Source organism: Spongiactinospora gelatinilytica (assembly GCF_003236385.1).
GTDB lineage: Bacteria > Actinomycetota > Actinomycetes > Streptosporangiales > Streptosporangiaceae > Spongiactinospora > Spongiactinospora gelatinilytica.
The window spans coordinates 1-11,454 of sequence record NZ_POUA01000256.1 but is presented as its reverse complement, the minus strand read 5'-3'; the positions used below and the strand labels follow the sequence as shown (position 1 = coordinate 11,454).

Genomic DNA, 11,454 nt, shown 5'->3' with positions numbered 1-11,454 from the left:
GACCGGCACACCCGACCTGGTCGGCACCGGCCCGGCACGCGCCGGGCGCCCCGACCCGCCGGCGAATCCGCTCGCCGCGCCGCACGGGCAGCGTCCCGGCGGTGGCAGGCCGGACCCGCTCACCGGCCCGCTGCCCGCGGACGTGACCCAGCGCATGCCCCTTCCCAAACCGGACCCACTGAGCGACCCGCTGGCCGCCGACCCGCTGACCACCGGCAGGCGGGGCCGTCCGGCCGCGGCGTCCGGGCGGTCGCGCGAGAGCGCGCCCGCGCCCCGTCCCGAAAGCGACCAGCCGATGGTCGACCCGCTGTCCACGGGCGGCCACAGTCTGTCCCCCGGCCATCTGGCCGCGGGCCGCATCGCCGCCGGTGACCCCCTTTCGACCGGGCCGTTCTCCGGCCGGCCGGCGTCCGCCACGAGCGGGCAGTTCCCCGCGGCCGACACGTCCCGGCAGGATGACCGGCACTCCTATTCCTGGAGCGGCACCGCCGACATCCTCGACGATCCCCCGTCCGCGCCCGCCTCCGCCGTACCGGCGGCCCCCAGCGGATCGTGGCCCGCGCCGCCCGTCCAGTCGTTCCCGGCGGTGACCCCTTCCGCCGGCCACCAGGGCGGCGACTCCTATTCCTCCAACTCCTACGAGGTCCGCGCGGGCTGGGCGATGATCGACGAGTCGGACACCGTGACCGGCCCTTCCCCGGCGATGTCCACGCCCACCGGCCCGAGCCGGGCCCTGCCCGCCGACGACGTGCTCTCCGGCGGCGGCCCGTACGCCGCGCCGATCCCCGACCGCTATCCCCCCGCCCAGCCGGGGCAGCCCTCGCCGCAGAGCGGCAACTGGCCCTCCTACAGCGAGCTGTACGGCCAGCCCGAGGCCGAGGCGGTCCCCGACGGCTCCGGCAGGACCGGCGGGCGCAGCGGAAACCACCGGGCCCCCGAACCCGACTATCCCGACTATTACCGCTAAGGCTTCGATCTCCCCCCGCGGCTTGCAAAAGGTTCCCGCGGGCCGCTGAAATTAGCATGCCCCACGGCATAGGGTTCGCACCATGACAGCGAACACTCAGCGTGAGGGATCGACAGCCAGCGGTCACCTCGGCTCCGTGCTCAGGCACGACCTGCCAGCCTCCTTGGTGGTCTTCCTGGTGGCCGTGCCCCTGTCCTTGGGAATCGCGGTCGCGTCCGGCGCCCCGTTGATCGCCGGGCTGGTGGCCGCGGTGGTCGGCGGCGTGGTGGGCGGGGCCTTCGGCGGCTCGGCCGTACAGGTCAGCGGGCCCGCGGCCGGCCTGGCCCTGGTCGTCTTCGACCTCGTACAGACCTACGGCTGGCGGGCCACCTGCACGATCACCCTGCTCGCCGGTGCGCTGCAACTCCTGCTCGGCGTCTTCCGGGTCGCCCGCGCCGCGCTCGCCGTGTCCCCCGCCGTGGTCCACGGCATGCTGGCCGGCGTCGGCGCGGTGATCGCGCTCTCCCAGCTTCACGTGGTGCTGGGCGGCAGCCCGCAGAGTTCGGCGATCGAGAACATCTCTGAGCTGCCCGCGCAGTTGCTCACCCACCACCCCGGCGGGGTCTGGGTCGGTGTGATCACCGTGGCGGTGCTGGTGCTGTGGGCCAGGACGCCGCCCCCGCTGCGCGCGGTGCCCGCGCCGCTGGCCGCGCTGCTGGTCGCGGCCCTGGTCGCCGCCGTGTTCCGGCTCGACGTCACCCGCGTCGATCTCGCCGGGAGCATCCAGGGATGGCAGTCGCCGCTGTGGCCGCAGGGCGACTGGCACGCGCTGGCCGGGGCGGTGCTCCTGGTCGCGCTGCTGGCCGGGGTGGAGTCCCTGCTGTGCTCGGTGGGCGTGGACAAGCTGCACGACGGGCCGCGCGCCGACCTCGACCGGGAGCTGACCGGCCAGGGCATGGCCAACATGGTCAGCGGCGCGCTCGGCGGGCTGCCGGTGGCCGGGGTGATCGTGCGCAGCACCACCAATGTGCGGGCGGGCGGGCGCAGCCGCTGGTCGGCCGTGCTGCACGGGGTCTGGGTGCTGGTGTTCACCGCGTGCCTGGCCTGGGCGGTGCAGCTCATCCCCATGGAGGCGCTGGCCGCCCTGCTGGTCTTCACCGGGGTCAAGATGATCGATCTCGGCCACATCCCCAATCTGCGCGGGCACGGCGAGGTGCCGGTCTACGTGATGACGTTCGGCGGGGTGGCGCTGCTCGGGCTGGCCGAGGGCGTGCTCATCGGCCTGGGCCTCGCCGCGCTGCTCGCGCTGCGCCGGCTGACGTGGGTCACCGTCCAGCTCAATCCACGGCCCGACGGGCGCTGGCACGTACTGATCGGCGGCTCGCTGACCTTCCTCGGCGTGCCGCGGATCACCGCCGCGCTGCGGCTGCTCCCGGCGGGGGCGGCGGTGGACCTCGACCTCAACATCGACTTCATGGACAACGCGGCCTTCGAGGCCATCCACGCCTGGCGGCTCGGCCACGAGCGGGGCGGCGGCACGGTCGACATCGACGAGATGCACGACGAGTGGTACGCGATGGCCGCGGGCGGCGATCGGATGTTCCCGGCGAAGACCCCGCCGCTGGTGCCCGAGCGCTGGTGGCTGCCGCGCGCCCACCGGCAGCGGCGGCGGAACCTGGCCGGGGCGGACGCCGGGGGCGGGCCACACCCCGCGCCGGAGTCAGGGCCCGTGCAGATCACCACCGGCGAGGAACCGGTACCGGGGCTGCTGGCCGGCGCGGGGGAGTTCCACCGGCGCACGGCGCACCTGGTGCGCCCCTTCCTGACCAGGATGGCCCGCAAGCAGGAGCCGGTGCACCTGTTCATCACGTGCAGCGACTCCAGGGTCGTGCCGAACCTGATCACCGCGAGCGGCCCCGGCGACCTGTTCACCGTCCGCAATCTGGGCAATCTGGTGCCCCGGTACGGCGAGGCGGGCACGGACGACTCGGTCGTGGCCGCGGTCGAGTACGCGACCCGGGTGCTCGGGGTCCGCACGATCACGGTCTGCGGCCACTCCGGGTGCGCGGCTATGACCACCCTGCTGGAGGGCGGCGGCGACCCGGCGGCCGAGCTGCCCGGTCTGCGGCGGTGGCTGCGGCACGCCGATCCCAGCATGGCGGCGTTCGAGGCGGCGGGCGAGGGCGACCGCTCCCCCGCGCTCGACCGGCTGTGCCGGTCCAACGCCTCCCAGCAACTGGCGAACCTGCGCACCTATCCCGTCGTGGAGGAGCTGGTGACGGAGGGCCGGCTGGAGCTCGTCGCGCTCTACTTCGACATCGCCACCGCCCGGGTACACGTCCTCGGGCGCGAAGGGTCGGGTTTCGCCCATGCCGGCGAGGCTTCTTCTGCTCCTGGCATACACCTTGCGCTGGGCGTGAAATCACCTGCTCATCACGGGGGTACGTCCGAAGAATAGGCCGTATGAGAACTTTGATCATTGGCGGCACCGTTTTCCTCGGCCGGGCCATCGTCGCGGAGGCACTGCGCCGCGGGCACCGGGTCACCACCTTCAACCGGGGCAAAAGCGGCACCGACGCGCCAGGGGCCGAGGCGGTCCACGGCGACCGCGAATCGCCGGCCGACCTCGCCCGGCTCGCCGAGGGGCGCGAATGGGACGCGGTGATCGACGTCTGCGGATACGTGCCGCGGGTGGTCGGCGAATCGGTGCGGGCGCTGTCCGGCCGGGCCGCCACCTACGCGTTCATCTCCAGCATCTCGGCGTTCAAGGGCTTCCCGGCCGAGCCGGTGGACGAGACGTCGGCCCTGTTCGACTGCGCGCCCGACGCCGGTCCGGACGACGGCGACTACGGCACGCTCAAGGCCGGCTGCGAGCGGGCCGTGGAGCAGGGCTTCGACGGCAACCGGCTGATCGTCCAGCCCGGATTGATCCTGGGCCCGCACGAGAACGTCGGCCGGCTGCCCTGGTGGCTGACCCGCATGGAGCGGGGCGGGCGGGTGCTCGCACCCGGCGACCTGGAGGTGTCCATGCAGCTCATCGACGCCCGCGACATCGCCGCCTTCACCCTTGACCAGGCCGAGGCGGGCACCGACGACCGGTTCCTGACCAGCGGGGTCCCGGACACCACCACCTACGGCGGCTGGCTGGCCGAGTGCATCCGGGTGACCGGGTCAGACGCGGAGCCGGGGTGGGTGGACGATGAGTTCCTGCTCGCGCGGGAGGTGCAGCCGTGGACCGAGTTTCCGCTGTGGGTGCCCGGCACACCGGAGATGCGAAACGTGTGGCGGATGTCCTCGGCGAAGGCGGCGGCGGCCGGCCTGCGCTGCCGCCCCATCGCCGAGACGGTGGCCGACACCTGGGCCTGGCTCCGCGATATCCCCGCCGACCGGCGCACCTTCGGCAACGCCCGGGTTTCGCACGGCATCGATCCGGACAAGGAGGCCGCGATACTCGCCGAGTGGGATAACCGCTGATACCTGACATACGGCGCAAGGTTATGTATCTTTCACTTTAAAGTCGGCTTTTACCGGCCGACCGGGAGACGTACTGTGGCAGCAGATGAAGCAGGGAGGCGAGAACCATGGAGACACCAAAGAAACCCGACGCCAAACGGCCGCCACGCGTCCACGCCAAGAGGCGTAAAGCCCGCGGCGAGGCCGCCGAGATGACCTGGCACAAGCCCGACTACCAGATCGTCGAGGCCTCCATGGAGATGACGGCCTACTTCCTGACCCGGTAATCCCGCCACGACGACGCCTCCGTACCACGCGAGAGGGGCCAGGCATGCGTTTGCAGGTCCTAGGCACGGCGGCGGGTGGCGGGGTGCCGCAGTGGAACTGCGCGTGCCCCGGTTGTCACGGGGCACGCGCTGATCCACGCCGCCGCCGCCGGCACGCGTCACTGGCACTGGAGGTGGCGCCCGGCAGGTCCTATGTCGTCAACGCCACCCCCGACCTCGGCGAGCAGATCGAGTCGTGCCCGTGGCTGCTCCCCGCGGCCGGTACACGCGAGACGCCGCTGTCCGGCGTGCTGCTCACCGACGCCGAACTCGACCACACGCTCGGCATTCCACGATTGCGCGAAGCGGACAAGCTGGAGATCTGGGCCACGCCCGCGGTGGGCGACGCGGTCGGGCGGCGGCTCGGGCTGGACGGCACGCTCGCGCCGTACGTCACTCTGGACCGGCGCGATCTCCAGCTCCAGCCCGTCGCGCTCGGCGGCACCGTCGAGGTGGCCGCCGTGCCCCTGTCGGCCAAACGCCCCCGCTATGCCACCCCGGACGGCACGGACGACCCGGCCGGCGCGTGGGTGGTGGCGCTGATGATCTCCGATCGGGCGACGGGCCGGTCACTGCTGTACGCGCCCGCCATGGGCACCTGGCCGGCCGGCCTGGACGACGTGCTGCGCCGCTGTGACGTCGTGCTGATCGACGGCACGTTCTGGGACGACGACGAACCCCGGCGGTCCGGCGCCTCCTCCCGCACCGCCACCGAGATGGGGCACCTGCCCATCGTGGCCACGGCCCCGCGCCTGGCGGCCTTCCCCGGGAGGGTCCTCTACACCCATCTCAACAACACCAATCCGCTGGTCGATCCGGACGCTCCCGAGCACGCGGAGCTGGAGGTGTCCGGGGCTCGGGTGGCGGCCGAGGGGACGGTGATCGAGCTGTGAGCGCCACGGCGTGGACGAGAAGCGAGTTCGAGGCGCGGATGCGTGCCGTACCGGAGCGGCGATACCACCACCTGCACTCCTTCAACCTGCGGATGCACGCGGGAGAGCTGAGCAAGGACGAGCTGCGCGGCTGGATACTCAACCGGTTCCACTACCAGCGGCACATCCCGATCAAGGACGCGCTGACCCTCGCCAAACTGGACACGCCGGAACTGCGCAGGTCGTGGATCCGCCGGATACACGACCACGACGGCACGCGCCCCGGGGAGGGCGGCATCGAACGCTGGCTGCGCCTCGGCGAGGCCGCGGGCCTTCCCCGCGAGCAGTTGCTGTCCGGCCAGGACGTACTGCCCGCCGTACGGCTGGCCGTCGAGGGCTATGTGAACCTCTGCCGCCTCGGCACCCCCCTGGAGGCGGTCGCCGCCTCCCTGACCGAGCTGTTCGCCCCCGACCTGATGCGCAAGCGGATCGACGCCTTCGAGCGGCACTATCCGTGGATCGACCAGGACGGCCTCGCCTACTTCAGGATGCGGGTCCCGCAGGGCGCGCGAGACGGTGAGGAGGCGCTGGAACTGGTGCTGGCCTGGGCGTCCGGCCGGGCCGACCAGGAACGCGCGGTGGCGGCCCTCGCCTACAAGTGCGACGTGCTCTGGTCGCTGCTCGACGCGGTGGAACGGGCCTACCGGTGAGCGCCCCGCCGTCCCCGCCCGGCCCGGGCTGGCGGCCGCGGCTCAGGCGCGCGATCGTGCTCCGCCACGACCCGGTGCGCGACCAAGACCTGCTGGTCATGCCCGAGCGGATCGTGGTGCTGAACGAAGAGGCCGCCGCCGTGGTACGGCTGTGCGACGGCGAGCGCACCGTCGGCGACATCGTCACCGAGCTGACCGGCACCTGGCCCGCCGCGCCCGTCGCCGCCGACGTCTCCGGCTTCCTCGTGCGCATCCGCGACGAGGGATGGGTCGGGTGAGCGCCGTCGCGCCCCCGTGGGCGATGCTGGCCGAGCTGACCCACTCCTGCCCGCTGCACTGCTCCTACTGTTCCAACCCGGTCGAGCTGATCGCCCGCGACCGCGAGCTGAACACCGGGCAGTGGGTCCGCGTGATGGAGGACGCCGCGGCGATCGGCGTCGTACACGCCCACCTGTCGGGCGGGGAGCCGCTGCTGCGGCCCGACCTGACCGCGATCGTGGCGGCGGCGGCCCGCGCCGGGGTCTACACGCAGTTGGTCACCAGCGGCGCCGGGCTGACCCCCGCGCGGCTGGCCGAGCTGGCCGCGGCCGGGCTGCACAGTGTGCAGCTCTCCGTCCAGGACGCCACGGCCGCCGCGTCCGACCGCATCGCGGGCGGCCGGTGGTTCGCCACCAAGGAACGGGCCGCCGCGCTGGTCCGCGAGGCGGATCTCCCGCTCGGCCTCAACGTCGTGCTGCACCGGCACAATTTGGACACCGTGGGCGAGATCATCGAGCTGGGCGCGTCCTGGGGGGCCGAGCGGGTGGAGCTGGCCAACACCCAGTTCTACGGCTGGGCGATGCGCAACCGCGACCGGCTGCTGCCCTCCCGCGACCAGCTCCGGCGCGCCGAGGAGACCGTGCGCGCCTGGCGGGAGCGGCTGGCCGGCCGGATGGAGCTGATCTGGGTCGTCCCCGACTACTTCGACGGCGTGGCCAAGCCGTGCATGGGGGGCTGGGGGGCGATCTCACTGACCGTCGCGCCGGACGGGCGGGTGCTGCCCTGCCCCGGCGCGTACGTGCTGCCCGGCCTGGCCTTCCCCGACGTGCGCGAACACTCGCTGCGCTGGATCTGGGAGGAGTCGGCGGCGTTCAACGCCTACCGGGGCACCGCGTGGATGAGCGGGCCGTGCGCCGGGTGCGCCCGCCGGGACACCGACTTCGGCGGGTGCCGGTGCCAGGCGTACGCGCTCACCGGCGACGCCGGGCGTACCGACCCCGCGTGCTCGCTGTCACCCGACCACCACCTGATCCAGGCCATCGCGACCGGCGACCGGCCGGGCGGTGATGCCGGGCCGGTCGCGAACCGCAGGATGCCCCGCGCCCGATCAGGGCACGGGGGCGAAGGCGGCTGAGGCGGGGAGCCGCTGGAGGCGGTGGCGAGCGGGGCCAGCTCAGGGATGCCCTCCGTCTCCGCGAGGGCGGCGGCCAAGGCCACGCATGCCGCTCGGCCTGCTCTCCATCGCCATCGGGGGCTTCGGCATCGGCCTCACCGAATTCGTCATCATGGGACTGCTGCCCGAGGTCGCCGCCGACTTCGGGGTCACCGAACCGGTCGCCGGATGGCTCATCTCCGGCTACGCGCTCACCGTGGTCGCCGGCGGCATCGGGCTGACCGCCGCGGTCGCCACGCCGACCGCAAACGGGTGCTGCTCGGCCTGATGGCCCTGTTCATCGCGGGAAACCTGCTCTCCGCCCTGGCCTCCGGGTACGAGGTGATGATGGCCGGCCGGATCGTCGCGGCCCTGGCCACGGGGCCTTCTTCGGCGTCGGCTCGGTGGTCGCGTCGAGCCTGGTCGCCCCGGACGCAAGGCCGGGGCCATCGCCATGATGTTCGCCGGGCTGACCACGTCGAACGTGCTGGGCGTACCGTTCGGCACGTTCATCGGCCAGCAGTTCGGCTGGCGCGCCACGTTCTCGGTGATCACGGTCATCGGCGTGGTGGCGATGGCGGGCGTCGCCCTGCTCGTCCCCCGCCCCCGCGCCGCGACCGCGCCGGTCCGGCTGCGCGAGGAGGTGGCGGCCTTCGCCCATCCGCAGGTGTGGTTCTCGCTGCTGCTGACCGTGCTCGGCTACGGCGGCATGTTCGGCGCGTTCACCTACATCGCCTTCACGCTGACCGAGGTCAGCGGATTCGCCCCGGGGGCGGTGCCCTGGCTGCTGGTGCTGTTCGGCGTCGGCCCGTTCGCCGGGAACCTGCTCGGCGGCCGGGCGGCGGACCGCTGGCGGCCGGACGCGACCCTTGCGGTCGTGCTCACCGCGCTGACCCTGGTGCTGACGGTGTTCGCGCTGACCGCGGCGAGCCAGGTGATGACGGTCGTGTGGCTGGCGCTGATGGGCGCCTTCGGCTTCGCCACCGTACCGGGCCTGCAGATGCGGATCATGAACTACGCCGGGCGGGCGGAGACGCTGGCCTCGGGCACCAACATCGCCGCCTTCAACCTGGGCAACGCGCTCGGGGCCTAGGGCGATCGGCACAGAGGACAAGTCGGAAGAATCGCTCTAAGATCGATTCTTCACCCGTCTGTTCAGTGCCTGCCGCGGCGAGGGGAGTCCGATGGCCGCAACCCCTCCTCCCAGGGTCGACAGCAGCTTCCCCAACAGCGCGCGCATCTACGACTACATGCTGGGCGGTAAGGACAACTTCGCCTCCGACCGGGCCGCGGCGCAACGCATGATCGAGGCGAACCCGGCCGCGCCCTTCACCGCGCGCGCCAACCGCGCGTTCATCAGGCGTGCGGTCAGGTACGCGGCGGTCGAGGCGGGCGTACGGCAGTTCCTGGACATCGGCGCGGGCCTGCCCACCAGGGAGAACGTCCACCAGGTCGCGTTACGGGCCGCACCGGAGTCGCGGGTGGTCTACGTGGATTGCGACCCGGTGGTGGTCGTGCACGGCCAGGCGCTGCTGGCCACCAGCCCGCAGGTCGCCGTGATCAACGAGGATCTGCGCCGCCCGGACGAGATCCTGCGCCACGCCGGCACCCAGGCCCTGATCGACTTCGAGCGACCGGTGTGCGTGCTGCTGGCGGCCGTACTCCACTTCGTCGCCGACCGCGAGAACCCCGCCGGCATCGTGCGGCGGCTGCGCGACGCGCTCGCCCCCGGCAGCCACCTGGTGATCTCGCACACCACCGACGAGTCGCCCGCGCTGCTGATGAACGCGGCCCGCCGCGGCTTCCAGAACGCGGGCAGCCCGCTCACACCGCGTCCGAGGGACGTCGTCCTGGACTTCTTCGAGGGCTTCGAACTGGTCGATCCGGGGCTGGTCCCGGTCGAGGACTGGCGGCCGGACGACGACACCGCGCCCTCCGTGGCACGACCCGCCTGGGTCCTCGCCGCGGGCGTCGCCCACAAACCCTGACCGACCGGATCACCGCAACCTCTGGCCGTGATCCGCACCTCTCGCTTTACTTACATGGGAGACGAGGGGGACCGGCGATGCGCCTTGCGATCCACCGCCTCACGGCGGCGCTCATCACACTCACCGCAACAGCCGTGCTCCCCCCTCCAGCCACCGCCCACACCTCCCGGGCGGCGGAGCTGGCGCCGGTCATGCTGGTGCTGGACGCGTCCGGGTCGATGGCGCAGACCTCGGCGGACGGGCGCAGCAAGATGGCGGCGGCCAGGCGTGCCGTGCACACCGTGGTGGACGGCCTGCCCGCAGCTGCCCGCGTCGGCCTGGCCGTGTACGGCACGGGCACCGGCAACACCGCCGCCGACAAGCCGGCCGGCTGCCGGGACGTGAAGATCCTGCACGAGGTCGGCACGCCCGGCGCCGAACTGGTCGCCACCGCCGACCGCGTCGAGCCGCGCGGCTACACCCCCATCGGACGCGCCCTGCGGGCCGCCGCGGACGCGCTGCCCACGGAGGGGCCGCGCTCGATCGTCCTGGTCTCCGACGGCGAGGACACCTGCGCCCCGCCCGACCCCTGCGAGGTCGCGGAGGAGCTGGCCGGCGAGGGCGCCGACCTGCGCGTACACACGATCGGGTTCGAGGTGGACGCCGCCGCGCGCAAGCAGCTCTCCTGCGTCGCCCGCCAGACCGGCGGCTCCTACACCGACGCCGCCGAGGCCGGCGACCTCGCCCCCGCCCTGAACCGCGTGACGGGCATCGCGCTGCGCAACTACGAGCCGACCGGCACGCCCGTCACCGGGGGCGAAGGGCCCGGCGACGCCGCGCCGCTGCGGCCGGGCGACCACCTGGACGAGATCGCCCCCGGCCAGGCCAGGCACTACGCGATCGACGTCCCCGCGGGGAACACGGCGTGGTTCACCGCGACCGGCGTCTTCCCGCCGGCCGCGCCCGCCAGGGAGACGCTCACCCTGGCCCGCTACGCGCCGGACGGCACCCGGTGCGCCTGGAGCGACACCGGCCACAGCGCCACCGGCGACCCGGTGGTCCCGCTCGCGCGCACCTGGCGGGTGTCCGCCGACCCGGGCGAGGGCGGGCCTTGCGACCGCCCGGGGCGCTTCACCCTCGTGGTGGAGCGCGACCCCGGCCCCGGCGAACCGGCCTGGCTGGAGTTGAAGGTCGGCCTGGAGCCGCCGGTGACCGCCGACCCGGGGCCCGCGCGCGACCCCGAGGTCGCCTTCGCCGAGCCCGCCGGGGAGGGCGAGCCGGCCAAGGTGACCGGCGGCGGGTCGTTCACCACGGCGGGCACGCTCGACGGCTCCGGGCGGTACTCCGACACGCTCTACCCGGGCGAGTACGTCTTCTACCGGGTGCGCCTGGGCTGGGGGCAGGGGCTGGCGTACCGGGTCCGGCTGCCCGCGGGCGACGCGCCCGGTGCGCGACTGCTCACCAAGACCTCCGCCTACGGCCCGGCCCGCGCGCTGATCGCCCAGTCCGGCATCCTGTGGTACGACGGCGAGGCCGGCCGGCTTCCCACCGACCGCGACGCACTGGCCATCCGCCCGGTCCGCTACCTCAACCGCGAACTCACCGCCGCCAGAGGCCAGGCCCTCCCCGGCTGGTACTACATCGCGATCAAGTACGGCAGCCGCCCCGACCTGCCGGAGACCGCCCCACCGGTCGAGATCGCCCTGGATGTCTCGGTGACCGGCCGCACCGAACCAGGCCCCTCCTACGCCACCACCGCCCCCGAAAGC

Annotated in this window: 10 protein-coding genes and 2 pseudogenes; all 12 read left to right on the top strand. The window is 73.3% G+C overall.

Annotated elements, in window-relative coordinates; all coding sequences use genetic code 11:
• A pseudogene (locus C1I98_RS41740) lies at window positions 1-967 on the top strand (hypothetical protein); the annotation flags it as partial.
• Between the two features lie 82 nt (window positions 968-1,049).
• Entirely contained in the window at window positions 1,050-3,404 is a 2,355-nt protein-coding gene (locus C1I98_RS26700) for a SulP family inorganic anion transporter (RefSeq protein WP_111170182.1), read from the top strand.
• A 5-nt stretch (window positions 3,405-3,409) separates the two neighbouring features.
• Window positions 3,410-4,420 carry an NAD-dependent epimerase/dehydratase family protein gene (locus C1I98_RS26695; protein WP_111170181.1) on the top strand — a complete coding sequence of 337 codons (1,011 nt, stop codon included), beginning with the start codon at window positions 3,410-3,412 and terminating at the stop codon, window positions 4,418-4,420.
• Between the two features lie 107 nt (window positions 4,421-4,527).
• A complete protein-coding gene (gene pqqA, locus C1I98_RS26690) occupies window positions 4,528-4,686 on the top strand; it encodes a pyrroloquinoline quinone precursor peptide PqqA (RefSeq protein WP_111170180.1) in 159 nt (52 codons plus the stop codon).
• A gap of 44 nt (window positions 4,687-4,730) precedes the next feature.
• Window positions 4,731-5,618 carry a pyrroloquinoline quinone biosynthesis protein PqqB gene (gene pqqB, locus C1I98_RS26685; RefSeq protein ID WP_111170179.1) on the top strand — a complete coding sequence of 296 codons (888 nt, stop codon included), beginning with the start codon at window positions 4,731-4,733 and terminating at the stop codon, window positions 5,616-5,618.
• A complete protein-coding gene (gene pqqC / locus C1I98_RS26680; RefSeq protein WP_199537236.1) occupies window positions 5,615-6,307 on the top strand; it encodes a pyrroloquinoline-quinone synthase PqqC in 693 nt (230 codons plus the stop codon). The genes pqqB and pqqC overlap by 4 nt, the downstream gene beginning before the upstream one ends.
• A complete protein-coding gene (gene pqqD / locus C1I98_RS26675) occupies window positions 6,304-6,585 on the top strand; it encodes a pyrroloquinoline quinone biosynthesis peptide chaperone PqqD (RefSeq protein ID WP_111170178.1) in 282 nt (93 codons plus the stop codon). Before pqqC ends, pqqD begins: the two co-directional genes overlap by 4 nt.
• Window positions 6,582-7,700: a pyrroloquinoline quinone biosynthesis protein PqqE gene (gene pqqE / locus C1I98_RS26670; RefSeq protein ID WP_199537235.1), complete on the top strand. Its 1,119-nt coding sequence runs from the start codon at window positions 6,582-6,584 to the stop codon at window positions 7,698-7,700. The genes pqqD and pqqE overlap by 4 nt, the downstream gene beginning before the upstream one ends.
• 85 nt (window positions 7,701-7,785) lie before the next feature.
• Window positions 7,786-8,007 (top strand): hypothetical protein, encoded by a 222-nt coding sequence (locus C1I98_RS44360; RefSeq protein WP_233508206.1) that lies wholly within the window; start codon window positions 7,786-7,788, stop codon window positions 8,005-8,007.
• 153 nt (window positions 8,008-8,160) lie between these two features.
• Window positions 8,161-8,811, top strand: a pseudogene (locus C1I98_RS44355) (MFS transporter); the annotation flags it as partial.
• Between the two features lie 91 nt (window positions 8,812-8,902).
• The gene (locus C1I98_RS26660; RefSeq protein WP_111170176.1) at window positions 8,903-9,706 is read left to right on the top strand and encodes an SAM-dependent methyltransferase; all 804 of its coding nucleotides are present in this window, start codon (window positions 8,903-8,905) and stop codon (window positions 9,704-9,706) included.
• A gap of 134 nt (window positions 9,707-9,840) precedes the next feature.
• A partial coding sequence (locus tag C1I98_RS26655) for a vWA domain-containing protein (RefSeq protein WP_158558194.1) occupies window positions 9,841-11,454 on the top strand: 1,614 nt, incomplete at its 3' end.